Origin of the sequence: Gracilibacillus dipsosauri (genome assembly GCF_003176895.1) — a bacterium.
Lineage (GTDB): Bacteria > Bacillota > Bacilli > Bacillales > Amphibacillaceae > Gracilibacillus > Gracilibacillus dipsosauri.
In genome coordinates, this window is record NZ_QGTD01000005.1 from 12,303 (window position 1) to 38,976 (window position 26,674).

27 protein-coding genes are annotated in these 26,674 nt (G+C 35.3%); 7 read left to right on the forward strand and 20 right to left on the reverse strand.

The window, feature by feature from the left end; translation table 11 throughout:
- Positions 1-17: 17 nt before the first annotated feature.
- Positions 18-1,166 carry an acyl-CoA dehydrogenase family protein gene (locus DLJ74_RS04205; protein ID WP_109983489.1) on the reverse strand — a complete coding sequence of 383 codons (1,149 nt, stop codon included), beginning with the start codon at positions 1,164-1,166 and terminating at the stop codon, positions 18-20.
- A gap of 168 nt (positions 1,167-1,334) precedes the next feature.
- On the opposite strand from DLJ74_RS04205, the gene DLJ74_RS04210 reads away from it, so the two are divergent.
- The 3 genes from DLJ74_RS04210 to DLJ74_RS04220 are packed head-to-tail and all read left to right on the forward strand — an operon-like array spanning position 1,335 to position 5,008.
- A complete protein-coding gene (locus tag DLJ74_RS04210) occupies positions 1,335-2,825 on the forward strand; it encodes a spore germination protein (RefSeq protein ID WP_109983490.1) in 1,491 nt (496 codons plus the stop codon).
- Positions 2,826-2,832: 7 nt separating this feature from the next.
- Positions 2,833-3,939 (forward strand): GerAB/ArcD/ProY family transporter, encoded by a 1,107-nt coding sequence (locus DLJ74_RS04215; RefSeq protein WP_109983491.1) that lies wholly within the window; start codon positions 2,833-2,835, stop codon positions 3,937-3,939.
- A complete protein-coding gene (locus DLJ74_RS04220; RefSeq protein WP_109983492.1) occupies positions 3,926-5,008 on the forward strand; it encodes a Ger(x)C family spore germination protein in 1,083 nt (360 codons plus the stop codon). The genes DLJ74_RS04215 and DLJ74_RS04220 overlap by 14 nt, the downstream gene beginning before the upstream one ends.
- A gap of 67 nt (positions 5,009-5,075) precedes the next feature.
- Here DLJ74_RS04220 and DLJ74_RS04225 read toward each other — a convergent pair whose 3' ends face one another.
- From DLJ74_RS04225 to DLJ74_RS04250, 6 genes are all read right to left on the reverse strand, one after another.
- On the reverse strand, positions 5,076-5,543 hold the full coding sequence (locus DLJ74_RS04225; protein ID WP_109983493.1) for a chemotaxis protein CheW: 468 nt from the start codon (positions 5,541-5,543) through the stop codon (positions 5,076-5,078).
- 16 nt (positions 5,544-5,559) lie between these two features.
- A complete protein-coding gene (locus DLJ74_RS04230; protein WP_054787531.1) occupies positions 5,560-6,027 on the reverse strand; it encodes a chemotaxis protein CheX in 468 nt (155 codons plus the stop codon).
- Between the two features lie 231 nt (positions 6,028-6,258).
- Positions 6,259-7,299 (reverse strand): siderophore ABC transporter substrate-binding protein, encoded by a 1,041-nt coding sequence (locus DLJ74_RS04235; protein ID WP_109983494.1) that lies wholly within the window; start codon positions 7,297-7,299, stop codon positions 6,259-6,261.
- Positions 7,300-7,477: 178 nt separating this feature from the next.
- The gene (locus tag DLJ74_RS04240) at positions 7,478-8,248 is read right to left on the reverse strand and encodes an iron ABC transporter ATP-binding protein (protein ID WP_109983495.1); all 771 of its coding nucleotides are present in this window, start codon (positions 8,246-8,248) and stop codon (positions 7,478-7,480) included.
- Positions 8,245-9,201: an iron chelate uptake ABC transporter family permease subunit gene (locus tag DLJ74_RS04245; protein ID WP_054787533.1), complete on the reverse strand. Its 957-nt coding sequence runs from the start codon at positions 9,199-9,201 to the stop codon at positions 8,245-8,247. Before DLJ74_RS04245 ends, DLJ74_RS04240 begins: the two co-directional genes overlap by 4 nt.
- Positions 9,188-10,144: an ABC transporter permease gene (locus tag DLJ74_RS04250; protein WP_054787534.1), complete on the reverse strand. Its 957-nt coding sequence runs from the start codon at positions 10,142-10,144 to the stop codon at positions 9,188-9,190. Before DLJ74_RS04250 ends, DLJ74_RS04245 begins: the two co-directional genes overlap by 14 nt.
- Positions 10,145-10,410: 266 nt before the next feature.
- On the opposite strand from DLJ74_RS04250, the gene DLJ74_RS04255 reads away from it, so the two are divergent.
- The 3 genes from DLJ74_RS04255 to DLJ74_RS04265 all read left to right on the forward strand — a co-directional run bounded on the left by DLJ74_RS04255 (position 10,411) and on the right by DLJ74_RS04265 (position 13,275).
- Positions 10,411-11,001, forward strand: coding sequence for an anthranilate synthase component II (locus DLJ74_RS04255; RefSeq protein WP_054859948.1), 591 nt, complete (start codon positions 10,411-10,413; stop codon positions 10,999-11,001).
- The gene (gene pabB / locus DLJ74_RS04260) at positions 10,998-12,725 is read left to right on the forward strand and encodes an aminodeoxychorismate synthase component I (RefSeq protein WP_109983496.1); all 1,728 of its coding nucleotides are present in this window, start codon (positions 10,998-11,000) and stop codon (positions 12,723-12,725) included. The genes DLJ74_RS04255 and pabB overlap by 4 nt, the downstream gene beginning before the upstream one ends.
- Before the next feature lie 121 nt (positions 12,726-12,846).
- The gene (locus DLJ74_RS04265; RefSeq protein WP_054787535.1) at positions 12,847-13,275 is read left to right on the forward strand and encodes a BrxA/BrxB family bacilliredoxin; all 429 of its coding nucleotides are present in this window, start codon (positions 12,847-12,849) and stop codon (positions 13,273-13,275) included.
- Positions 13,276-13,439: 164 nt separating this feature from the next.
- On the opposite strand, the gene DLJ74_RS04270 is transcribed toward DLJ74_RS04265, so the two are convergent.
- The 10 genes from DLJ74_RS04270 to DLJ74_RS04315 form a co-directional block, all read right to left on the reverse strand.
- Positions 13,440-14,180 (reverse strand): class I SAM-dependent methyltransferase, encoded by a 741-nt coding sequence (locus DLJ74_RS04270; protein WP_109983497.1) that lies wholly within the window; start codon positions 14,178-14,180, stop codon positions 13,440-13,442.
- Positions 14,181-14,368: 188 nt separating this feature from the next.
- Complete coding sequence (locus DLJ74_RS04275) at positions 14,369-14,773, reverse strand: hypothetical protein (protein WP_054859945.1); 405 nt, start codon at positions 14,771-14,773, stop codon at positions 14,369-14,371.
- A gap of 218 nt (positions 14,774-14,991) precedes the next feature.
- Positions 14,992-15,714: a YkgJ family cysteine cluster protein gene (locus tag DLJ74_RS04280; RefSeq protein ID WP_109983498.1), complete on the reverse strand. Its 723-nt coding sequence runs from the start codon at positions 15,712-15,714 to the stop codon at positions 14,992-14,994.
- Positions 15,715-15,836: 122 nt separating this feature from the next.
- Positions 15,837-17,072 (reverse strand): C40 family peptidase, encoded by a 1,236-nt coding sequence (locus DLJ74_RS04285; RefSeq protein WP_054859943.1) that lies wholly within the window; start codon positions 17,070-17,072, stop codon positions 15,837-15,839.
- A 232-nt stretch (positions 17,073-17,304) separates the two neighbouring features.
- A complete protein-coding gene (locus DLJ74_RS04290; protein ID WP_054859942.1) occupies positions 17,305-17,937 on the reverse strand; it encodes a YesL family protein in 633 nt (210 codons plus the stop codon).
- A gap of 68 nt (positions 17,938-18,005) precedes the next feature.
- Positions 18,006-18,845 carry a carbohydrate ABC transporter permease gene (locus DLJ74_RS04295; RefSeq protein WP_054787538.1) on the reverse strand — a complete coding sequence of 280 codons (840 nt, stop codon included), beginning with the start codon at positions 18,843-18,845 and terminating at the stop codon, positions 18,006-18,008.
- A 3-nt stretch (positions 18,846-18,848) separates the two neighbouring features.
- The gene (locus DLJ74_RS04300; protein ID WP_109983499.1) at positions 18,849-19,745 is read right to left on the reverse strand and encodes a carbohydrate ABC transporter permease; all 897 of its coding nucleotides are present in this window, start codon (positions 19,743-19,745) and stop codon (positions 18,849-18,851) included.
- 70 nt (positions 19,746-19,815) lie between these two features.
- A complete protein-coding gene (locus DLJ74_RS04305; protein WP_109983500.1) occupies positions 19,816-21,120 on the reverse strand; it encodes an ABC transporter substrate-binding protein in 1,305 nt (434 codons plus the stop codon).
- A gap of 155 nt (positions 21,121-21,275) precedes the next feature.
- Entirely contained in the window at positions 21,276-22,817 is a 1,542-nt protein-coding gene (locus tag DLJ74_RS04310; protein ID WP_109983501.1) for a response regulator transcription factor, read from the reverse strand.
- Complete coding sequence (locus DLJ74_RS04315) at positions 22,792-24,573, reverse strand: cache domain-containing sensor histidine kinase (protein WP_109983502.1); 1,782 nt, start codon at positions 24,571-24,573, stop codon at positions 22,792-22,794. Before DLJ74_RS04315 ends, DLJ74_RS04310 begins: the two co-directional genes overlap by 26 nt.
- Positions 24,574-24,723: 150 nt before the next feature.
- Between DLJ74_RS04315 and DLJ74_RS04320 the strand changes: the two genes are divergently transcribed.
- Positions 24,724-25,182 (forward strand): hemerythrin domain-containing protein, encoded by a 459-nt coding sequence (locus DLJ74_RS04320; protein ID WP_054787545.1) that lies wholly within the window; start codon positions 24,724-24,726, stop codon positions 25,180-25,182.
- 58 nt (positions 25,183-25,240) lie between these two features.
- Here DLJ74_RS04320 and DLJ74_RS04325 read toward each other — a convergent pair whose 3' ends face one another.
- Genes DLJ74_RS04325 through DLJ74_RS04335 form a run of 3 tightly spaced genes read right to left on the reverse strand, consistent with a single transcriptional unit; the run spans position 25,241 to position 26,627 of the window.
- The gene (locus DLJ74_RS04325) at positions 25,241-25,684 is read right to left on the reverse strand and encodes an SRPBCC domain-containing protein (protein WP_109983503.1); all 444 of its coding nucleotides are present in this window, start codon (positions 25,682-25,684) and stop codon (positions 25,241-25,243) included.
- Entirely contained in the window at positions 25,684-26,127 is a 444-nt protein-coding gene (locus tag DLJ74_RS04330) for an SRPBCC family protein (protein ID WP_054787547.1), read from the reverse strand. The genes DLJ74_RS04325 and DLJ74_RS04330 overlap by 1 nt, the downstream gene beginning before the upstream one ends.
- Complete coding sequence (locus tag DLJ74_RS04335) at positions 26,124-26,627, reverse strand: MerR family transcriptional regulator (RefSeq protein ID WP_109983504.1); 504 nt, start codon at positions 26,625-26,627, stop codon at positions 26,124-26,126. Before DLJ74_RS04335 ends, DLJ74_RS04330 begins: the two co-directional genes overlap by 4 nt.
- Between the last annotated feature and the right edge of the window lie 47 nt (positions 26,628-26,674).

The following is a 26,674-nucleotide window of genomic DNA, read 5'->3' on the forward strand; positions in this document are numbered from 1 at the left end:
TATAGTCTGGTGTCTATTTACGAAGAAAAAGCGTTCTTTGCTAACATCTGTAATACCATATCATCCATTGGAGGGTTGTGTAGACCTGCACGAACATCACGATAATACTGTTCGAATGGCATTGTTTTCGATAGCCCTCTTCCACCAACGATGCGCATGGCAAGATCGACTACCTCATTTGCAGCATTGGTTGCAACTACTTTTACTGCTGCTAACTCACCCGCGAGGCTTTTTCTTGACTCTGGATGTTGATCCCATTTTTCTGCCACACTATACATAAAATATCGTGCTTGCATTAATTTTAACTCTATCTCTCCCATTTTCTGTTTCACATGCTCTACTTCAGATATCGGATGCTTTAAACTGTTAGGTTGAAAGTTTTTAGCAAATTCGATGACATCGTTCCTTGCAGCCATTGCAATACCTAAATAGCATGCAGGAATATGTAATAGCCATCCTTTTGGCTTTGGCTTTTTCGGTTTATCATTAATTTCTACTAAATACTTACTTGGCACTTGACAGTTTTCTAAAACCAAATCATCACTACCCGTACCTCTCATACCGAGAGTATCCCATGTTTTCTCGACATGAAGACCATTAGTCTCTTTCGGTATGAGAATCGAGCCAATCGCTTTCTTTTCTTCAATATATGCCGTAACGATAAAATAGTCCAACACCTCTGCCATGCTGGTAAAGGACTTTCTACCATTGATAACATACTGATCTCCCTTCTTTACCGCCTTCGTCTCAGGAATTCCCCCTCTCGTTGGACTACCAGTTGCCGGTTCCGTTGCTGCACGATTTACAAGCATTTGTTTTTCGCCCACCTCTTTGGCAAGAAAGTCATACATTGCTTCTTCCCAGATATGCTCCTCACTTAATTCCTTGACAACTCCTAAGTGCCATCCTACAGAAAGCGCAGTAGACGCGTCTCCTTCCGCTAGCTTTTCTTGCAATAGTAAGAATTCATATAAGGATAAAGCTTCTCCTCCATATTTTTTCGGAAGAGTTAATGATAGATAGTGTGCTTTTCTTAGATCCTCTATCGTTTCGATAGGCAATGAAGCCGCTTGATCAGCTATTTTCCGTCTTTCACGAATTTTGATAGATAATTCTGTTGCCATCCTATACAATCTTTTTTCATGTTCTGTTTGGACAAAATTCATCTTCGATTACCTCCTCATGTCTTTATTGTGATCATAACGAACCAAATGAAAAAAAGCCAATAAATTGTAAACAAATCCTTCATGTATAGGATTATGATTTTGATCTAGACTAAAAAACAATCGTCCATTTTAAAAATGGAGCTTACAGCATAGAGAGGGAATTATTTTATGTTACGTAGATTATGGAAAAAAACAAATCACTCTCCTTCTATTGAGAGCTTTCAAGACCTTATCACTTTCATGAGAGAAAGCGATGATTTCAAGCAATTACGTTTTGGCAATAATTCGGCTATTACTGTCTATTATTATCAATCCCTAATCAATACAGAAAAAATTAAAACGAATCTCTTACCATATTTCCAGGATCTATCTATCCATAATGTTCAAGAAATTAAAAACATACTACCTTTTGATGAAACAGAAGTGACCTCTGATTTAGGGGCAATCGAAGAAAAAATACTATCAGGATTTATTGCGATCACTTTAAAAGACGATGACCAACAAGTACTACTAATGCCTGCTAAGTTTGAAACTGACCGAAATGTGGATATGCCTGAAATAGAATTTAGTGTTATTGGACCTAAGATTGCATTTATAGAAGATCTGCATACGAATGTGAACTTAATTAGAAAACGAATCAAATTACCACATTTGCAAATGAAACTATTAAAGGTAGGTAAAGTCACAAAAACGTCTGTAGCGATCATGTATATTGATGGCATAGCCAATCAAGAAAATATCGATACCATTATTCAGAGAATTAAAGATATTGAATATGATCAGATCATCGACAGTTCTTTCATTGGACAAATGATTGCAGATAATTCTACCTCACCATTTCCACAATTAATGGATACCGAAAGACCAGATCGAGTTACTAGTGCAATTATTGAGGGGAAAATTGCGATTATTTGTGATGGTTCCCCCCATGTGTTAACAGGACCAACAACATTGGTCGAGTTCTTTGCATCCTATGAGGACTATTTTCTTACATGGCCACTTGCAACAGCGTTTCGTATCATTCGAATTTTTGCGGTGATGTTTTCTGTTTTAGTAACACCATTGTATATTGCTGTCTTAACTTATCATTATCACGTTGTACCGATTGATTTACTTGGTACAATCATTTCCTCTCGAAAGGATATTCCATTTCCACCAATTTTGGAAGTGCTTATTCTTGAATTAACGATTGAACTTTTACGTGAGGCTGGAGCGAGACTTCCTACGAAAATTGGCCAAACCATTGGTATCGTTGGGGGTATTGTTATTGGAACGGCAGCTGTTGAGGCTGGTATTACGAGTAATGTCTTATTGATCTTAGTTGCATTAGCAGCACTGGCTTCTTTTACAACACCTATCTATCGCATCGGTAACACAATTCGCCTACTTCGTTTTCCCTTCATTATTCTTGCACAGATGTGGGGAATTATCGGATTGGCGTTCGCGATTATGTTTCTTGTTACACATCTATTAAGGCTTACTTCCCTAGGAAGGCCATTTACAGAGCCATTCTATCCACCTAGATGGCCTGATCTAAAGGATGCCTTTGTACGATTACCCTTCAGTGTACAGGGGAAGCGACCTATTTTTACTTCTTCAATTGATAAAAATCGGATTCAATTAAAAAGAACTTTGGCAAAGGAAGGGAAAAGAAAGTAGGGAACTTATGAGCAGTCAAAAACGAAAGATAGATATTTCTCAAATGGTTTCCCCATTTCTAGTTCTTTACATTCTGCACGGAACTCAGATGGGAGAAGGGGTATTAACTTTTACGCGAAGAATTGCAAAGGTTGCAGGATATGATGCCTGGATAGGGATTCTACTAACATGGCTTCTTACAACCATCATTATTGTTATTGTATGGAAAATAGTGCCGGATGGCCAGGATTTAATCGATATTCATCACTCAATATTCGGCAAACGATTTGGTAATTTACTCTCCCTTCTTTTTGGTGTTCATTTACTCTCTCTCTCTTTTTATGTAATGAGATCCTATATAGAGGTGATCCAAGTCTGGTATTTTCAAGATCTTTCAATTGGTTGGTTTTCTTTATTTCTATATATACTCATTTTATATCTTGTATTAGGAGGATTTCGAACGGTTGTAGGCTTTATTTTTTTTAGCTTTTGGATTCCACTTGTCTTGTCCTTCTCGATTTTGATTGCTTTTCAACATGGACATATGGAAAATTTATTACCAATTATGAATACTAGCTATTGGAATATCGTAAAATCTGTGGAACCAATGGCTACTGGTTATTTAGGAATCGAGTTGATTCTAATGTTTGCACCATTTATTCATAAATTTCACAAAGGGTTAAAATGGGCAGTAAGTGCTAATGGGTTAACCACCCTTATCTACTTACTTGTAGCACTTTCTAATTTCGTTTATTTTAATCAAGAACAAATTCAATTATTAGCATGGCCATCTCTACACGTATGGAAGATTATTAGCTTTCCTCTCATTGAGCGATTTGAATATGTTGGAATTAGTCTTCATTTTATCGTAATCATCGCGACAAGCTGTATTTACTTCTGGGGAAGCGTACAATGCTATTATCGCATCAGTAAAGTTTCGTTTCGAGGCATCTCCATATTTCTCGCAATAATAGGATTCATCTCTATGTTCTTAGTTAAAGATTATTTAATGATTGAACAACTTTCAAACATAATATCTAAAATTGGTTTTTGTTTGTTGTTCATCTACATCCCTTTTCTCTATATTTTGAAGTTAATCAAATCAGGAGTGACAAAATCCCATGAGACTATTTAAAAAAAGTTCTATAATTTTTTGTTCACTTCTATTATTGACAGCTTGTGTAAAAACAAAGGTTATCGATGATGTGGAAATTATTATGCTATATGGGTTTGATTGGGAGGCATCGACCAAGGAATACATCGGCACAGGAGTATCTCCATTATATGGATATAGTGAACAAGCAGATACGAGAGAAAACGCTGCATACACAAGTCAATCTAGCTCTATACAAGGAATTACCTCACAAATTCAACATAAGGCACCTTTTCAAGTGGAAACAGGTAAGCTAACCTCCGTTCTTTTTGGAGAGGAGGTAGCGCAAATAGGAATTTCAGACATTTTACAGGGGATTAACGAAATGCCTGACATTGGGAGAATGCTTCATCCTCTAATCGTTGAAGGAAGGGCAGAGAACCTCTTATCGGAACAATATCAATTAGAGCAAACACTTCCTCGTTATATCAAAAGCTTGATTGACAGCAATATTAAAAGGAATTTACCAAAAATGACTTTACATGATCTCAATTATCGTTATTACGGTGAGGGAATGGATCCATTTATGCCGATAATAGCAGATAGAGAAACCATTGTAGATATCGTCGGATTAGGATTTTTTAATCATGACAAATTAGTATACAAGACTGGAACCGATTCATTTTTTGCTTTTAAAGCTTTATATGAGGATAGTAATGATGCGACTTATCAATTCGAATGGAAGAAAAAAAATAAATCACTTTCCGTCATTTCGATTCAATCCAACCAAAAGAAGAAATGGGTTTCGAAAAATAAGCTTGAGATTACCGTAAAAATTGAAGGATATATTGCAGAAGCAGAATCGTTGGGACTGGACAAGCCTCAAAACAAAAGAAAACTAGAAAAACAAATAGGAGAGAAATTAGAGGAAGAGTGCTCTGAGTTAATTAAAAAATTTCAAGAGCTTGATATCGACCCATTGATGATCGGAGCCTCTGCCAAAAGTACTTTTAGAGATTGGAACAAAAAAGAATGGGAAGAAACCTACCCAACTATAGACATTCAGCCTAAGATATATTTTCATATCAAACAAACCAATCTTACCAAATAGTATCGATAAACATATTAAAACTCGCATTCATCATGATGGAATGCGAGTTTTTTCAAAACTTTTGACATTATTCGTCTATAACCTGTTGCACCTCATCTAATTCCTCATAGCTAAGCACATGGTCTAAATCTAAAAGTAGTAACATACCTCGATCCTCAAGCTTTGCTACACCCTTTAAATACCGGTGATCTACATCACTAACTAATTCAGGTGTCTCTTCTACTAAATCATTGGTTATATCGATCACATCTGTCGCCTCATCGACGATCAATCCTACCTGAATATTTCGTACATTTGCAATTAGAATTCTAGTTTGCTCTGTTGCTTCTAGCTCCTCTATGCCTAATCTTGTCCGAAGATCAATAATAGGTGTAACTTTTCCTCGAAGATTAATAATACCTTTAATAAAATCTGATGTTTGTGGTAGTGCAACTATTTCTTGTAATCGTTCGATGGATAGGATCTGTCCAATATTGGCCCCATATTCTTGATCATTTAATTTAAATATTATCGTTTTGGTCATTACTTCTTCCATTACTACCACCTACTTATTATTGATTGATTAACAGTGCCATCGTCATACTTCCAATATTCACAAATTGGATTTGGACTTCTAACACTCTCTTGAATCCAGTTAATTTGGCATCACCACTTATTACAGTGGGATGCGTAATATCCGTTTCGATACCTTGTTCAGCTAAATGTGTCGAAAGACCCCCTGCAATCATATTGCCTAATTCACCTGAGAAGGAATCGAGCATCTCATCTGATAACGGCATTCCATAAAGAGCTTCACCGATCGCACTAAATACCTCTTTGTTGGCGCGTATTAATAAATCACCTTTAAAACTACCACTATAACCAATTAATACACCATAATTCACGAACAATGGATCTGTAGATAATTTAGGTGCTTCAAATTGAGGATCAACAGGTACTACTTTCTTTATCGACTGAACAGATCCATTATAAAGCTCTTTAATTATTTCATTAATATTCACTTCCGCAGACGTTACCATATACTCACTTCTCCTAACCTTAACACAAAATATAGTTATTTTTCATTATGTTCTATAATACATAATACCTAATATATTTGAATAACACAATAAAATTTTATCGATAGATAGTCTAAACTTACTAATAAACTACATTTCATTCATGCTAAGGTTAGGCAGAGTATACATTTCCCCATACAAAAGGGCTATTCCCCGTCAGTCTTGCCGAATTGGAATAGCCCTCTATCATCATTATTGACCTAATTCATTTATAATTTCCTCGATCTTAGCAAGCTCGGATTGAAGACCTCCACCGCTTAGGTACCATAGTGCACCATCTAAATAAATGATGTGCTCATTTTTATAGGCTTCTGTTTGTTGGATGATATCATTCTCCATATCTTTTTCGATATTAGATTCCCCATTTATAGCAGCAGTACGGTCGATTACGAATAAAACCTGTGGATCAAATTCTAATATTGCTTCAAACCCAAAATTAGATCCATGTGAAGAGGATTCAATGTCTTCTGTAACTGGCTTAAACCCATATTCATCATATATGTAACCAAAACGCGAATTGGATGCAAAGCCAGAAAGCTTTCCTTCATTATACATCGTAACTAAACTAGTCTCATAGTTTCCTGCTAATGTGTTTATTTCTTCTAGGGCAGAATCAAATTTTGCAAGATGCTCCTCCGCTTCTGCTTCTTTATCAAACATTTTCGCTGCAATGTCTACTGAGTCTAGAAATGTATTCCAATAATTATTCTGATCTGTACCTACAAATACAACATTTGGTGTGATTTCCTTCAATTGATCATAAAATGCAGATTGACGACCAGATATAAAAATGACATCAGGCTCTAATGCCGCTATATCTTCCAGTAAGGGTTCTTTTAATGTACCAATGTTCGTATATTCGTCTGATGCGTACTCTTCCAGATGAGAAGGTAATGTACTACCTTTTGCTACACCAACAATCCCATCAACACCAAGTGCATCTAATGTATCTAACATGCCATAATCAAATACAACGATTTTCTCTGGCATTTTCTCGAATTCCACTTCTTCAAAGCTATAAGCGGTACCATCTCTGCCTTCAGATTTAGTAACGGTTGGAGTTATTGTCATCGGATAAGCACCTGAACTACCCTCTTCAGCTGTTTCATTAGCATTTTCCTCCGATGCAGTAGCTTCATCTGCTCCCTCTGAGTTAGAGTCCTCGTTAGACCCACATGCTACTAGCATAAGGGTTAAAATTAATAATGCAATTGCTAATTTCCAATATTTCATGTTTTTCTCTCCTTTTAAAATAGATCGATGACAGCAATAATGATAATCATTATCACTGATAATAATTATCATTATATATATATTCCACATGACAGTCAATACCATATTTAATATTTAAACTATATTTATCCCCCAGTAAGATCATCACTGAGGGATAGGAGTGGACTTTAAGCATTGTCTAGGAGGTTTGCGAATTAAAATAAACACAAATTCGACAACCATTTTGCTCTTGTATAGGAATATCCATATCGTAAATATCACGGAGTGCATCTGAATTAATAATCTCATTGGTTGCCCCATTTTTAACTAATTTGCCATTTTTCAAGGCAACAATCCGATCCGAATATACAGATGCAAAATTAATATCATGTAATACGATCACGACTGTTCTACCAAGATCATCGACAAGTTTGCGTAATATTTTCATAATTTGAACAGAATGCTTCATATCAAGGTTATTTAAAGGCTCATCCAGTAAAATATAATCTGTATCCTGTGCAATAACCATCGCTATAAATGCTCGTTGCTTTTGACCACCAGACAATTCATCTAAATACATATCCTGCATATCTGTTAAGTTCATGTATTCCATCGCTTGATCGACAAATTTGTTATCTTCACTATTTAAGCGTCCTTTTGAATAGGGATAACGACCAAATGATACAAGCTCACGAACGGTTAAACGCACATTAATATAGTTTGCCTGCCTTAAGATCGAGACACGTTTTGCAAATTCTGTAGATTTCCATTTTTTTACGTTGTTTTGATCAAGCAGAACTTCTCCTGTATCTGCTTCTAAGAGACGACTAACCATTGAAAGAAGTGTAGATTTACCAGCACCATTCGGACCTATAAATGATGTAATTGTTCCCGGCTCAATCGTTACGGATACATCTTCTACGACAGGCTTTTTACCAAACTGCTTTGTTAATCCTTTAATTTCTATCATCCTGATGCCCTACTTTCTTTTATTAATAAATAAATGAAATATATTCCACCGACGAAGTTAATAATGACACTAATGGTTGTGCGTAATTCAAAGATATGCTCTACCAAGAATTGACCACCAACTAATGCAACAATACTGATTAAACTAGCACCTAAAATTAATACAGAATGTTTATAAGTGACTAAATACTGATAAGATAAATTCGCTACAATTAAACCTAAAAAGGTAATCGGACCAACTAATGCTGTTGATGTCGCTATTAGTATGGAAGACAAGATGAGAATATTCATTACCATTCGATCATAGTTAATCCCTAAATTGATAGCATTTTCACGACCTAATGACATAACATCTAATTTCTTCATAATCCGGTAACCATATATAAACGAAAGCAATAAAATACCAATAGCAATATATAATAGCTCTGCTTTCACATTTGTAAAGCTTGCAAATAATAGTGTTTGTAAACCTAAATATTCTACAGGATCAATCATTACCTGTAAAAAGGTAACAAAGCTTCCTAATAGTGTTCCAAGAATCATACCAATTAATAGCAGTAAGTAAATCGGATGCTTATCAGCCCTAAATAAAAATCGATACAAAAATAGGGCAAATAAAACCATCGCCAATACTGCTGCTCCAAAATTTAAATATTTATTAATAATCCAAACTGACATCGATCCTGCAAAGAAATAAATGAATGTCTGGACCACCTCATACATAGAATCGAGCCCCATTACAGAAGGGGTTAAAATACGATTGTGAGTAATGGTTTGAAACACTACCGTAGAATACGATATAGCGATCCCTGTAATTATCATGGCTGCAACACGAATCATCCTTCTAGGAAATGCATAATCAAATCCACCCTTGATATCATAAAATCCATATAACAGTACACAGATAATGACTAATAGGATTAGAAAGATCAGTTTAGTACTATTTTTTTGCATAGGCTCTCCCCCTAAATAACATAATTAAGAAGATCGCACTACCTATTACCGCTACCGTTATATTGACTGGAATTTCATATGGGTGAATAATAATTCTACCAACAATATCACAGACTAATAGAAAAACAACTCCTAATAACATGGTATGTGGAATGGTTTTGCGTAAATTATCACCAAAATATAATGAAACAATATTAGGTACGATTAAACCTAGAAAAGGGATCATTCCAACCGTAAGTACGACCGTTGTAGAAATGATAGCAACAAGTATTAGTCCAATATTCAAGACTACTTTATAACTTAAGCCTAAGTTTTTCGCAAATTCTTCCCCCATCCCTGCAACGGTAAATTTATTAGCATAAAGATAGGCTAGGATAACTGCTGGTATACTTACATATAACAATTCATACCGACCAGCAATAATTAAGGTAAAGCTGCCCATAAGCCAAGCAGAAATATTTTGAATAATATCTGCCTCATAGGCGAAGAAGGTTGTAATAGATGACAAAATATTACCAAACATAATTCCGATTAACGGAACAAAGATCGCATCTGTAAATTTAATTCGATCTAAAATTTGCATAAAAAGCAATGTTCCCAATAATGCGAAGATAAAGCTAAAAATAATTTGTTCCGTATAGGTTACATTCGTAATAAACAACATAGATATTAAGATTCCTAGTTTTGCTGCATCTAATGTACCTGCTGTTGTTGGAGAAACAAATTTATTTCGACTTAATGCTTGCATGATTAATCCCGCAATACTCATTCCGGCACCTGCTAATATAATAGCGACCAATCGTGGGATACGACTAATTAAGAAAATTTGTGTCTCTTCTGACTTCCAATCTAGTAAGTCACTTAAGCGAATATCAATCGCACCGATAAATAATGATACAATTGACAGAATAATTGTAGCTATTAATAACATCCAAAGTCTCATATGTAATCCTCTTCTAATCGAAATAAATGAAAATGATTATCATTCCAATTGCGATTATATTATATTAAAGCAAATAAGGAAAGTCAACCTAAAAATGCTATGATACTAATAAATGAAATGAAATTTCTCCTTTTCATCCTAGCTCTGGGAATTTATATTAAAAAAACACCTTCCTTCCATTTTGAATCTTGCGTTTTTAAGCTTTAATATCTATCATTAACAATGAATGTTCATTCTATAAAGTAAGAAGCAAAGGAGAATATAGCTTGATTATTATTATCGATAATTATGATTCTTTTACATATAACTTGGCACAATACTACCTTCAACTAACAGGTAATGTCACGATATTTCGCAATGATCAAATAACGATTGAAGAATTAAAAGCATTAAATCCCACATTAATCGTTCTATCACCTGGTCCTGGTTCACCTACTAATAGCGGAATTTGTCGGTCTATATTGCAGCATTTTTTTCAAACCATCCCAATTTTTGGTGTTTGCTTAGGCATGCAAATTATAGTTGATTTTTTTGGCGGAAATATTATTCAGGCTCGTGAACCAATGCATGGGAAAACCTCTCTCATCACACATGATCAAACAGGTATTTTCTCTTCGTTGCCATCACCACTTAAGGTAACTAGGTATCACTCTTTGAAAGTAGAGAATACTAGTTTTCCCACACAGCAATTATCGATTACCGCAACAACCGTTGATGATACCATTATGGGTGTCCGACATAAGTCTTTACCTATTGAAGGAATACAATTTCACCCTGAGGCGATTTTAACGGAACATGGTTTTCAAATGGTACAACAAAGCTATGATCATGCATTAAGAACGGAGGTGCTTGATTGAGACAACATATTGTGCAATTTGACTTTGAGAATCAACCTACTATGGCCTTTACCAAACCAGTTGAGATTTTGACTACGTATAACTTGCATGAGATTGAAATAATATTTAAAAAAATAGAAAAAGCATTAAATAACGGTTATTATGTAGCAGGATATGTATCCTATGAAGCTGCCCCTGCTTTTGACTCAAGCTATCAAGTTCATGATCCATCCTCGATGCCACTAGTTTGGTTTGGTGTTTATCCCGATCCTGAGTCATCGTTGCATTTCGAAAATAATGAGATGTATCAAATAGCAGCCTGGAAAAATACTATCAGTGAAAAACAGTATCATCAAAATATAGCAAAGATCCAACATGCCATTTCTGAAGGTTTTACCTATCAAGTCAACTATACAACAAGATTAACCTCACATTTTTCAGGAGACAGCTATTCTTATTATCATCAATTACGCAAGAACCAGGGGACTTCCTATAGTGCTTTCTTGGATATAGGCGATCATCAAATTATCTCTGTTTCTCCTGAATTATTTTTTAAAGTGCATCAGAACACGATTACTACGAAGCCAATGAAAGGAACGGTACATAGGGGAAAGACTTTAGCAGAGGATATACAATTAAAAAAAGGGCTTTACGAATCAGAAAAAAATCGTGCAGAGAATGTGATGATTGTTGACCTATTGCGCAATGACTTAGGTCGTATTGCTATCCCTGGTTCTGTTAAGGTGAAGCAACTATTTAATATTGAGCCATATCCTACCGTGCATCAAATGACCTCTACAATTGAAGCAAAATTAGCTGCGAGCAGCAATGTCTGGCAATGGTTTGAAGCATTATTTCCTTGTGGCTCCATCACTGGGGCACCAAAAGTAGAGACAATGAAATATATTAAAAAATTAGAGAATTCACCTCGTGAAGTTTATTGTGGTGCCATTGGCTGGATTTCTCCAGATCGTGAGGCAACATTTAATGTTCCTATAAGAACCGTTTGGTTGGAAAAGGAAACAGGTGTAGCTTATTACGGCACAGGAAGTGGTGTTACATGGGATTCATCCAGTGCAGATGAGTACAAGGAGCTCATCCAAAAAGCTGCCGTACTTCATGAAAATCGATCTGCTTTTTCACTTTTGGAATCGATGTTACTTAAGGACGGGATTTTTCCATTACAATTTTATCATCTAGAAAGACTGCAGCAATCCGCTGAATATTTTCATTTTCCTTATAAAGAAAAAGAAGGTAAAGCCTTATTAACTGAAGTAGCAACAAATTATCCGAATGGATGCTTTAAAGTGCGTTTAATGCTTAATTCTAGTGAGCTGAACTATACAATTGAACCTATACAGACCACCACTTCCCCGATCAAGGTACGTTTAGCTGAAGATTCAATAGATAAGAATAATATATTTTTCTACCATAAAACGACCAATCGATCTATCTATCAGTCATTCGATCAAAAGTTATCAGAGGAACATTTTACTACCCTACTCTGGAACAATTATGGTATGGTTACCGAATTCACTACTGGAAATGTCGTATTCGAGAAAAACGGAAATTATTATACTCCTCCAGTAAGTGATGGTTTATTGCCGGGAACGCTTCGTGCAAAGCTTTTAGAAGAAGAAAAAATAACGGAACGTCAAATTCGAGTAGATGACATTGATTTATTTGAACGAATTTGGTTTATTAATAGTGTGCGAGGATGGCTGGAGGTGTGTTTAGAAGTGTAAATTCCTAATAAGGAGTCACATACAATTAGTTTTGTGAAATATTTCTAAACAAATCATTCGTCTGCTTATTGGACATTTGGTACAATGCAATTAAATGGTATGTTTTTAAGGAGGATTATCAATGAATGCATATGAAGAATACATGAGGGAAATGGCTCGCCCTATGCGCGAAGAATTAACAAATGCTGGTTTTGATGAATTAACAACACCTGAATCAGTGGACCAATTTATGGCTGAAAACAAAGAATCAGCACTTGTTGTAATAAATTCTGTGTGTGGTTGTGCAGCTGGACTGGCTCGTCCTGCGGCAATTGCCTCACTTACAGGTGATAAAAAGCCTTCGAAGCTCGTAACCGTTTTTGCTGGGCAGGACCGTGAAGCTACATCCCGAATGAGAGAATACTTTGAAGGAACCGAGCCCTCCTCTCCTTCGATGGCGCTTGTAAAAGACGGGAAACTGCAATACTTCATACCTCGGGAGCAAATAGAAGGCTTCGAAGTGGAAGAGATTATGACCCAATTAACAGATGCTTACTCAAAATATTGTTAAGGAGTTAATAAAGAGCAAGTTTTACCTTTATAAAAGGATAAAACTTGCTCTTCATTTGTATTCTCTTAGTTTAAATTAAAATCTGATTATAATGGGGCTATAAAAAAGATTGATCAGAACAACTTACAATAATAGAAATTTGGACAAAGTTACTGTGATATCTATCAGCTATTTTCCTTTTCTACCGATACCATTAAAAACATAGGTCTTCGAGTCTCATCTTTCATTTCAGGAATACTCTTTAGCATTTCATTGGAAGGCACTGATTCCTTGACTGCTTTTATCATAAAACCAGTGTCAATTAAGTTATTTATATATGTCGAAATCGTCCGATGGTATTTTGTCACATTCTCATCTAAGAATATTGTTTCACGTATTCCTTCTATTTGATAATTGTCAACTGGCCAATGTAGGCGATTTCCTTTTTCATCATATATCCAATCTTGTACATTCCGAGAGGTGAAAATGGGATGTTCAACAGAGAAAACGAACCTTCCCCCAGGCTTTAGACAATCATATACCTTCTTGCAAGTTAATTTAAATGACTTAATATAGTGAAAAGCCAACGAGCTAATAACCACATCAAATTCTGAATTTGAAAAATTGATGTCTTCAATCGGTATCTTTAAATACGAAATTAAAGGATCATTTGTCATTTCACGGGCTTTTTGAAGCATGTTTTCAGAAATATCTACACCTATTACAGAACTTGCTTGCTGCTCACGTGCATAACGGCAGTGCCAACCAAAACCACAGCCTAAGTCAAGTACAATTTTACCCTTTAGTTCTGGTATTAACTCTTTTAATATATGCCATTCACCAGCACCTTTAAGACCATTAACTGATCGTGGCATTTGTTCATATGCAGAAAAGAACTTTGGATCATCATACTTATTTTGTTTCATTATTCATTCATCTCCTATTATTTAGCTCCCCGCTTTAAGAGGCTACTCGTCTTCAGTTAACCATCTCTTACCTCATTATTTAACTAAATTTTAAAAAACACAGTTACCTATACTAAATCCTTCTAAGATCAAGGAAATATATTCAGTTACCCTACGCTATTCAGAATAAATCTGTATGTTTTAAGCTCCTACATTTTACTATATCCAATAACAGCAAGGATAATAATAGTGCTGATTACAAACATGGTCTTGATTAAAAATAAACGGTCTTCCTTAAGTTTAAGGAAGAAACTCCGTATGATTTTAATAATCAGAAGTATGATTATTAGGATCGTAATTGGACCTCCGACGTCTTCACCACCTGAACCACCTTTCCCTCTACCATATACTATCCGAGTAGGGAAAATCAAAATGACGGCAATACAAACAAATGCAGTCATTACAATAAAAAAAGCTATAAGTTTATCATCAACGAGGCCAATATTTACAATCCAATCTGCTACTGTATCAATTAACCACGTTGCACCTATAAAAACAGCATAATGAAATCCTTGAATCAACTCCAAGAAGTCTTGCCCGAAACTTTTTAACATTTGATTGTAATTACTATCCTCCATCCTTATAAATCTTTTATTTATTACTTTTAAAAAGAAGCCTTTGAAATAAGTGAAATAGAGCAAAATAATTTAATAAAAATTAACCTTATTCTATGAATTTACCCGTTTGTAAAAATGTCGCAAAACTAGCCGTGAATGTAATTGTATGAAACATAATTTTCAATTATTGAACTTTACTCACACTTTTTTCAACGTCATACCTTCATCCAGTTTATCAGATAATCATGTTTATAGAGATCGTCTGGATAATAAATAATACCTGTATCCCCATCCTCATACAGAAATTGAAGAAATTCATTTAACGCACCCATATACTCTGCATATAAAAATTCAAAACTAATCGTCTCCTTCGGCATAAGGTTCTTCTCACAGACAGCTGGATCGGTATAATTCATATATGTACGACAAGGAATCGGGCGAATTTCATATGCTAAGCACTGATTGGTCTCCGTATTTAACAATGGGCATGGAAGGAGACTTTGACGATATTTCATCTTAAAATCTTCGTCCTCTTCAAAACTTATTTGACTAACTTCTTCTATTTTTTTGCTATATTTCTTATAATAAGCGGAGAGATGCCTCTGGATAACAATCTGTCTTTCATTAGAAAACTGATTGATTGCGGCCAGCATTAGCTTAGCTTCCATTTCATTTATTATGATAGGAAAGTAACAGCAAAAGGCACAGCCCATACGACAGGTCGATGATAGCTCAACATGGTCTTCCATTCTCGTTATTTCATCACTCACTACCACTAATAGCTCTGTAAAACTTGCCATAAGCTTTTCATCAATCGTAGCTTCTTTATCCGCCCATTTTTCCACGACATGATAGAATCTATCTCCATCTATTTCATATTCGTTTGTTAGTTGCTCACACTTTTTTTGGATAGTTTCAAAGGATAAATATTGTTCCATATAGTTAAACTCCCTATTTTTGATGTACCGTTCTATTGTTAACCATTTTTGAATAGAAGTAAATACTTATCCTAGTAAAACAAAAAAGCTAACCAGAACGTGGCTGATTAGCTCAAATTTCATTATTGAATTACTCGACGAACATGTCCTGTAAAGGTGCTCTTCCAGTAGCTATTACTCATGCTTTCAACCGCGACACCTGAAGAACTTTGAGACCCAATAAATTTATTGTTACCAAGATATATTCCTACATGGCCATTTGTTTTATAAGTATTGAAGAAAACTAAATCTCCTGGCTTCATCTCACTTGTTGATACCCTCTTACCTACAGAAGAAAGAGCTGAAGTACTTGAAGGGATACTTACACCACCTTGTCTAAATGCCCAACTAACAAATCCAGAGCAATCAAATCTTCCATTCGCGATATCATATGCTGTTCTACCGCCACCGAAGACGTAAACAGAATTTCCGATGTATCGATTACCAGCATTTATAATTGTTTGTAGATTTCCACTAACTGTACTATTATCTGAACTACTAGCATATAATTCAATACCTGCACTTCCAGAAGCATCATTAGAAGAAGATTGAGCTTCTAATTCCTTTTGTCGTTGCTGTGCTTCCTTTAATGCTTGTTGTTTATTTGCTAAAACTTCGTCTTCGATTTTTAATTCTTCTAAGACATCTGCATTAGCATCTTGCTTTTGTTGTAATTCTGATTTTAATTGTTCATTTTGATCTTTTTGAGCAACAATTTGCTTTTGCATTGCTTCATATTCGACTTTCATCTCTTCTAACTCTGTAAGTTTATCATCTAAAGTAGATTTCTCTTGTTCTAATTCTAGTTTATCGTTCTCTTGTTCTTCTAAAAGCTTTTGATCAGCATCTGTAATCTTTGTAACAAGTGCGAATCGATCAATAAAGTCCAAGAAATTGTCTGCACCTAAGATTACTTCAAGATAACTAGTAGAACCACCGTTTTGCTGCATTGATGAAATTCTATCCTTTAAGATCTCATTTCTTTTCTCTATCTTTTCTTCTTTTTCCTCAATGGTTTCATTTAAACCTTCTACTTCCTTCTCCGTGGAAGCGATTTCACTTTTCGTTTCTGTGATTTTTTTCTCATTGTCTTCTATCGCTTCATCTAATCGATTGGTTTGTTCTGTTAAAGAGATTAACTCTTGTTTTATCTTTTGTAATTCTGTTTCTTTTTCATTTATGTCTGATTGTAATGAAGATCGTTGTGCTTGAATGTCTTCTACTGTTTCTGCTTGCACTGTAGTATGTACGAAAAACAAACTTGACATAACCGTAGCGGTTACGGCTGAACGTTTCATAATAACTTTCCAATCTCGCACTATTTTCCCCTGCCTTCGATCTTTTTTTCTCTCGCCCTTGTAGTCTAACATAAAAATATGTCAAAAATATTATTGAAATGTTACAATTATATTTCAATAAGACTAATTCTTTTATCCTACTTACAAAAAATTGGTTCTTTTCACCTTTCTAGTATTCTGTCGGTCTCTTTTTTTCTACAAAATTAAAAACAGAAGCAAACAAATTAGCTCCTGTTTTTTTAGTAGTAAAACGTTATTCTTCAATTAAATGCTCATGCTTCATAAAATCTTGTTTTTCTTGTATTTTTTTAAAGGCCCGGTGTGCTGGCATCATAAGAGCTATTGCTAGAATACTTAAGCTGAAAAATATCGCTAACCCTTGGAATTGCCATAGAACGAATAGGATCCCGAACATTCCTAGTATCATCACAAAAGTGGATAATGGATTTAAAATCATAATAAAGAAAGCACTTTTCAAAACCTGTAAGATCTTCATATCATAGTAGACATAGACAGGGAAAACGTACATTACTGTTAAAGTAAATAATATACTAATAAACAGAAATGGAATCGTTAATAATAATGTATGGTCATTTTCTGATATTGTTATGAATAAAAAATCTAAATATAATATATACCCAAAAACTAGTAATATATACCCTATGATATTAGCACCCTTTAAAGAATCACGAAAGGCTCTCCAAAACGTTTTAAAAATAGCTACATCCGGATACCCGGTAATCCACTTTCTTACTACTGTAAATGTCGCAGCTGTTGCAGGAAATACTCCGATTACTATGCATCCTAGTATAGAAAAGGCAATCCATAACATGTTTAAATAAGCGACCTTTGTTATCCATTCCAATGCCTTATTAATTGCTTGCATCCTTCTCACCTCTCAAAAAATTACAGTAGAGGTAACTACTAATGACTGTAATTACCTCATTGATATTCTTATCCTTTTAAACCACTCGTACTGATCCCTTCTACTACATATCTTTGGAAAATAAAGAAAATAATAAAAACTGGTATCAAGGAAACTACTGACATGGCAAACATTGCCCCCCAATTGGAGACTGTTTCATTACTCAGGAACATGTTTAAAGCCATCGACACGGTGTATTTTGATGGACTGTTTAAGTAAAGAACTGGTCCTAGTAGATTATCCCATGTCCAATAGAATGTAAAAATTGCCGTAGTTGCCAATGCTGGAACAATTAATGGCAGAATGATTCGATAATAGATACCAAAAGTATTACATCCATCTATTGTTGCTGCTTCATCCAATTCTCTTGGGATTGTTCGAATAAATTGAACAAGCAAGAAAATGAAGAACGGATGACCGAAAAAGGCTGGAACAACTAATGGTTTTAAAGAATTTAGCCATCCTAATTCTGCAAAGATAATGTACTGTGGAATCATTACTACTTCATATGGAAGCATTAATGTCACAATCATAATCGCGAACCAGAAGTTTCTTCCTACAAACTTTAGTCGCGCAAATCCAAAAGCGATTAACGAACAGGATACTAAGTGACCGACTAACACAAATGCGACAAATATCGCTGTATTTTTAATAAAGGTTCCAAACCCGTGGTCACCAAAACCTTCCCATCCTTGTGCATAGTTACCTAAAACGAATGGATCAGGAATGAAGGATTCTGCTGTCACAAATATTTGCTCACTCACTTTAAAGGAACTCATTACTAACCAAAATACTGGGTACAATAACAGAATGGCAAAACCACCAACAAGCACATGATAAATGATCTTTTTTAGATGTTTTGGCTTCATCGTTTATCTGCCCCCTTCTGATTCGTAGTGAACCCAAAATTTTGATGTAAGGAAAATGATCGATGTTAAGATCGCAATAATGATTAGCATTATCCATGCCATGGCGGAAGCATAACCCATACTAAAGAACTCAAAACCTTGTTTGAATAAGTATAAAGAGTATAGTAAGGTACCATCTAAAGGCCCACCAGTTCCTTTCGAAATAATAAACGCTGGAACGAATGTCATAAATGCAGCGATCGTTTGCATAATGGCATTAAATAAAATAACAGGACTTAACATTGGAATCGTAATGTGAAAAAACTTTTGAAAAAAACTTGCTCCATCGACACTTGCTGCCTCGTAATAACTTTGCGGTATCGACTTTAACCCTGCTAAGAAGATGAGCATGGAAGAACCGAATTGCCAAACAGAAAGGAATATTAGCATCCAAAGCGCAGCAGTTGGGTCACCAAACCACCGAACAGGATCAATCCCCATTGACAATAATGCTAAGTTAACAATACCTTCGTCACCGAAAATGTTTCGCCACATAATCGCAACTGCAACACTTCCTCCAATTAATGAAGGTAAGTAATACAATGTGCGATATAAACCAACAGCGCGAGAAGCTGTATTTAATAACATGGCTACGATTAATGCAAATGCAAGACGTAAAGGTACACCTGCAAATACATAGATAAAGGTGATTTTTAAGGAATGCAAGTACCTAGGATCATTTGTAAACATTTCTTTAAAGTTATCAAAACCGATCCATTGTGGAGCGGAAAAAAGATCGTAGGATGTAAAGGAAAAATAAAGGGAAGCGATGATTGGAATGATCGTAAAGGCTAAAAAGCCAATGATGAACGGTCCAATGAATAGATATCCCCATAGATTCTGCTTTATATTTGTTTGCATTTTGTGAGCTCCCTTCACTTATTTTTGAAGGATAGCTGATCCAGACAGGATCAGCTATCCTCACCACAAATTACTTTAGTATACTTTCTGCATTCGTTCTAAAGTGTTCTGCAGCATCCTCTGGTGTAATTTCTCCATAAGAAATTTGTTCCGATAAATTGGTTAGTAACTCAATGATTTCACCTGCTGCTGCTGGATCTGCTGGTCCCATAGGTGTACTGTTTTCTTCCACCCATGAAATATATTCGAATACTTCTGCTTGAGAAGAAGATACTTCTTCAGCTAGAGCTTCTTTAACAGCTGAGGAAACTGGTACTCCACGTTCACCAAGAATTAATTTATTTGCTTCGATATTGTTAACAAAGAAATCGATAAATTTAGCTGCTTCTGCTTTCGCCTCTGAATTCTCTGCTACAGAGAAGAACATACTAGGCTTTAAGAAAAGACCATCTGAAACATTTGGACCAGGCATTGGTGCAATATTAAAGTCTAATCCCGATGTTTGCTCTAATCCTACAAATTGGTTAGACCATTGGAAGATCCCAACTCCTTCACCTTTTACAACTGGGTCATCCTCTGGACCAGCCAGTTGAGCCATAAAATCTGGTGTTGGGGTAGCGCCTTTTTCCACTTCCTTTTGAATCATGGAGAAGAAGTCAACAAATAATTGATCATCTTCATAGCCTAAACCACTACCATCCTCTGCATATAAGCGCTTACCATTTTGTCTTAAATAGTAATTGAAGAATACATCTGCTTGGAATCCGTTATCGAAATAAACACCTGCATCTGCTGCTTTTTGTGACATTTCCATAAAGTCATCCCAAGTCCAATCTTCAGGAATTTCTTCAATACCAATTTCTTTTAATTTTTCCGGGTTATATTGGAAGCCAACTGCATTTACCCCAAGATTAAAGCCATAAAGACCGTCATTCACTTTTCCTGTATTAATATTATCTTCTGAAATATTATCTACATTAATTTCACTACCTATAAAGTCAGATAAGTTAGCTAACTGTCCATTCTCTGCATATTGAGAAAGATAGGATAAATCCATCGCTATAATGTCTGGTAATTCATTTGCCGCTGCTTGCGGAGCCAGCTTTCTCCAATAGTCATCCCAGCTTGCATATTCTGGCTCAATCGTGACACCTGGATTTTGCTCTTCATATAGTTCGATAACTTCTAATGTATAGTCATTTCTACTTTGTTCACCCCACCATGCGATTCGAAGCTTTACATCACCAGATGCTTCATCAGAGCCTTCATCGGAGGAATCTCCACTTGTATTTTCTTCGGATCCTTCCTCGCCACCACATGCTGCTAGAAATAGAACCATGACTAATCCTAACAGTAATAATAAAGATTTTTTCATTTCTTTCCCCTCCCCTTTTTAAATAACGCTTATCTGAAAGCGATTACAGTTACATCATATCATTTCTTTTTCAAATGGTATGATAGAAAAATCAGAGTTAAATGTATAAAAAGTAGAGGCTTTCCTTCTTAGGAATTCGCTCTACTTTTTCCCGATTAATCATACGATTTTATTATTTCAGATGGTGTGTATCCTTTAATGCGTTTAAATAGTTGACTAAAATATTGTGGATTATTACCAAAGCCCATTCTTTCCGCTAATTCAAACACTTTAACATCTTCCTCTGTTTCAATAATTTCTACTGCCCGATTAATTCTCACATTCGTAACATACGACGAAAACCGTTGACCAACCTCTTTTTTAAATAATTTCCCTAAATAATCTGGATTCATGAACATGCAATGATTTCCGATCCATTGTAAGGATAATTCGGGGTTCTCCAATTCCATTTCAATACACTCCAACATTTGCTTTACGACTTTAGAATAACGTTTAGGATTTTGTTGTTGATCAATCAATGTTTCAAATAGTTGATGGAAAAACTGTTGGAATTGTTGAATATGAGAAAAATCCTCCATCCGAGTAATTGCCTCTATTCTATTCTCTTCCATATTCGAATGATATTTGCTCATCATTAATAAATAAATTTGAATAAAATAACCTTTGGCAGCTTTAGGTTCGATGTTATAATCCTTTAATCCTTCACAAAACGTTTGGATGAATTCGTTTGCTGTAGATATGTCTTTTTTCTTTAACAGAACAATTATTTTATCAATATCAACTATTTTTATTTGCTTTTGATTATATCCTTGATAGTTGATCCAATTCTGACTTGTAATGAAATCACAGGAGGAAGCATAAAAGGATTGTGCAATAGCATGCTCTAGCCGAAATTCAAAGAGAAGTAATTCATCAACTGTAAAACTTCTAGAGATAATGGTCGTAATATGCTGACCTGTTTCCCTTATTAATCGCTGGTGGTATTGTTTGAGTATACCCTCTGTTGTAGAAGTGAAAGGCTCCATGATCACAACACTTTCTCCCACAATTGTCCCAATAAGCTCCTTATCCTCATGATCTAACGAATATTTTTCTAATATCGTTTGTAGTGACAAGTATTCTTTTAGATCTTCTAGAAAGAATACAATAAAACAAATTGGCTGCTTAAATTTTTTCCACATTATCTCCTTTATTTGTAGCTCTAATTCCTCTGATAATTGCGGATAAATAAGATATTTTTTTAAAATATCCTCATATTCATAGTGATGGAGCTTTAGTGCTTCTTCTTGAATGGATTGCATATATTCGTTTGCTTCATCCTCTTCCTTCTTTTCCCTCACAACTTCAGTGAGAGCTTCCGAGATTTTCTCTTCATTACATGGTTTTAATAAATAGTGACGGACACCATACCGCATAGCTTGCTGGGCATACTCAAATTCACTGTATCCTGATAGAAAAATCCACTTGATTGCAGGAAATCTTTCCCTTGTTTTTGAAACAAGTCCAATTCCATCTAATCCAGGCATCGTAATATCCGTAATGACAATATCAGGTGGATCCTTCTCGATAAATTCTAATGCTTCAATCCCATTCATCGCTTTTCCAGTTAATTGGACACCATAACTCTCCCAATCAATGATCATCGAGATTCCATCCAAAATCATTCTTTCATCATCCACTAACAACACTTTGTACATAGGCTGTTTCCCCCTCTTTTGGTACCTTGATCATTACATGAGTACCTTGACCCTTTTCACTTTCAATGGTAAGACCATAATTCTCACCAAATAAAATTTTTAGTCTTTCCTCAATATTTTTCAGTCCGATTCCTGTCCCCTTCGGCTGATAGTCTCCTGTCATGATCCTATTTATATAATTTTCTTCCATCCCTGGCCCATTATCCTTAATCGAGATCAATATATCTTCCCCACGTTCTTCTATTTTTACTGTGATCGTACAAACCCCAATCATTTCTTGTAATCCATAACGAATAGAGTTCTCGACAATTGGTTGTATGATCGATTTTGGAACAAGTATATGACGATATTTTTCCGGAATATCTTGTTGAAAAACTAATCTTTCTTCAAAACGATAGCGTTGAATTGTAATATAGTGCTCAACAATCGTCATTTCTTCTATTAGAGGTATAAGTGTACCCTTCATATTTATAGATGCTCGTAATACATAGCCAAGTGATTCTGCCATTTGTGATATTTTCTTTTCTCCAACCATTTTGGCAGACCAATTAATGGATTCAAGTGTGTTATACAAAAAGTGAGGGTTGACCTGTGCTTGTAATGTTTGATATTCTGATTCCTTTATAAGCAGTTGCTTTTTATAATTTTCACTGATTAAATCATTAATTTGTTTCATCATTAGCTTGAAATTCTCATGCATTTGGCCCGCTTCATCTTTTGAAAAACTTGTCCCAAGTTCAGTATCCTTATAATCTAAATCTCCTGTTTGCACTTTTTTCATTTTTCGATTGAGGCTTTCAATGGGATTAACAATACTACCTGTAAATTTTGAACCTAAAAAGATCATGAGTAAGAATAAAACAAAATAAGTAATGAAGACTGCTGTTCTTGTTTTGGTAATGACAGTAAAAAGATTGCTGTACGGAGTTAATATCATATAAGTCCAATCTAGATGATTAGCTTCTGAATAAGTAAGAAAATATCTCTCTCCATTATATTTTACAAGTTGATACCCTTTTTCACTGAGATCATATTGAGATGGGTAAATATTTTCCACCTGACTCTGATTAGAAAATATTTGCTTTCCCGCTTTATCAAAAATAAGAAAGCTCGTCTCCTCCTGCTCCAAGTTATTCGTAAGTTCATGAACGATTTCTTCAATATCTACCCTAACTCCAACAAATCCAATTGTATCGAACGAAAACTCTAAGTATTCTCTTATCTCTCTTGTTGCAATCAAGGTTGGATCCTGTTCAGATGGTGATACCCAGCTTACCCCGCCCTCTTCTGAAGTTGCATTTTGCTTCATCGTCTTTAATCGGTCACTAGGAAGGTTCATGGAAAAATTCCCACTAACGAATTCTTTGTCCGCCACATCATAGACTTGGATAGATTGAACATATTTGTTCAGTGCACCAATATCGACAAGTCTTTTCCTTAACTCCATGCCAATTGTAAATTGATCATAATTAGAGTCTGAATTACTTAACTCTTTTAAATATGATTGGACGTACGTATCTGTTGCAATTTGATAGGAAAGCCGCTCCATTTTTTTTAATTCTGCCTCCACTGAATTGGATGAGACCTGAAGAGCTTGCGCTGATTGACGGTAAATTTCTTTATTATATTGCTGGAATGCATACTGTAAAATGGATAATCCCCCAATACTGAACGCAACTAACACTAATGATGTCAAAATAACCATTTTATATTTTAATCGTAAGTTAAGATAAGCATCCTTGATTTTACCGATCATTTTAACACCTCACCCCATCTGTTAACGCTTTCAGTCATTGCATTCTCATTATATTTCGAATTAAGGGGTTCGTCAATGTAACCCAAACTGTTTTAGGAGAGGGTATAATAAGAGTATAAGAATAAATTTTATCTGAAGGGAGTAGTATGGATGAAACGACATGAGGCTTTAAATCCTTTATCTCACCACCATCATCACGCTCTATTGATGGCAGTTGAAATGAAAAAGGCAGGAACTAAAGATAATAAGAAAAAATACAAAGAATTAATACGAGAGTTAATCGATTTCTGGGAAGGTGATGAAGAGGATCACTTTCGCGATGAGGAAGAAACTTTATATCCATTATATTTGGTTCACGCAGAGAATGCGAATACAGAATTAGTAAAAGAGGTACTTTATCAGCATGCACAAATCAGGGGCCTTGTTCACTCTTTAAGAGAAAATCAACAAACCTCTTATGATAAAATGCAGCAATTAGGTAATTTACTAGAAAAGCATGTACGCTTAGAGGAAAGAGAACTGTTTCCTTTAATTGAACAAGCTGTCCCAGAAAAATACTTATATCAAGCAAATGGAAAGTTTCACCGAGATTCTTATAGTGGATATTAGAAAAAGATTAGCTAGTGGGATTACCAAGTATCGTCAAGCCTAGTAATCCCACTTTTTGTTACATGCTACTTATCAAATTCTCTAATCTGTCAAGGTTTTGCTCATTTGCTTCTTTTACAAATGGCTTTGCTTCGTTATAGTCTTCTATTGTTTCAAAGACCATGCTCCAGCCAATACGTGTGTAACCCTCATCCGCAATCTTCATGGTGATCTCTAATGTAAAGACATGGTCTGGTTCAAGGTGCCGAATGAGCAGACGTTCATTTGGGGTTATTTTTACAAACTTGCTCTGATTTTCAAAGTCCATGCCATTAGGGCCATGCATAGTATATTTCCAAAGCCCACCTTCTGTAAAATTAAATTCATGAAAAGTATTAGTAAACCCTTTCGGTCCCCACCATTTTTTTAATAAATTTTGATCACGGAAAGCCTTAAATACTTTTTCAGGTCTAGCCAATAACATTCTAGAATGATTGATCTCTAAATGAGAAGTCGAGCCCATTATCCTTCTCCTTTCATTAATTTCACTAGCTTGTCCAACATAATCCCCGTCCCATGCTCACGAATTTCAGGTTTATCATGGCCATCTACATAGGTGCCTTGTTCTGTATAGATTAAATGTGTCCCCGTTTCTGTTGCGTTAAATTCAACCGTAACTGTAGAAACAGAAATACGGTTTTCCCCCTGGTCCATAGTATAGGAATAAATAATTCGTTCATTTGGTACAATTTCTTGATAGGTTGCTTCAAAATGAAAGACTGGTCCTTCTGGTGGTCCACCATGATTCGTTTCTTTTCCACCCACTTGAAAATTAAATTGATCTGCCTTGGCAAACCATTGGGCTTTTAATTCAGGAGTCGACCAAGCTTTAAAAACCTGCTCATTCGGTACTTCCAATGTTCTATCGATAATAAAAGTATCATGTGTTACAAATCGTTCTGTCATTTTTCATCTTCCTCCTTTTTTTGTTGATTAGTCAACATTGCCTGTAGTCGATCAAGTGATTGATCTACTTGTGTTTTTTGCTTCAAGAAATACTCTTCGTGACTTTTTCTCATCATCTGTAAAAGCATGGTGAAATGTTCAATGGTTAACTCCTCATCCTTTTGCATGAGCCTTACTACATGCTGCAACTCCTTCAGTAAAATTTGCTGTGAATGAATGTTTTTCTTCATTCGATCCATTTGAATATACAGTATATCTAATGGATTATAATCGTCACTAGCCAAGATTGCCTTAATCTCTTCTAGGGAAATATCAAGTTCCTTTAGAGCTAAAATTTGTTGTAGACGCTTTATATCTGATTCATTGTATAACCTGTAACCCGAGCTCGTGTATTCAGAAGGAATAAACAATCCAATCTGATCATAATAACGCAATGTTCTTATGGTGAGTCCTGTTAATTTGGCTAACTCCCCCACTTTCCAATACTTTTTAGTGATCATGATCACCCTCTTTTAGTTGGGTTTTTACCGGTAATTCCATTATAAAC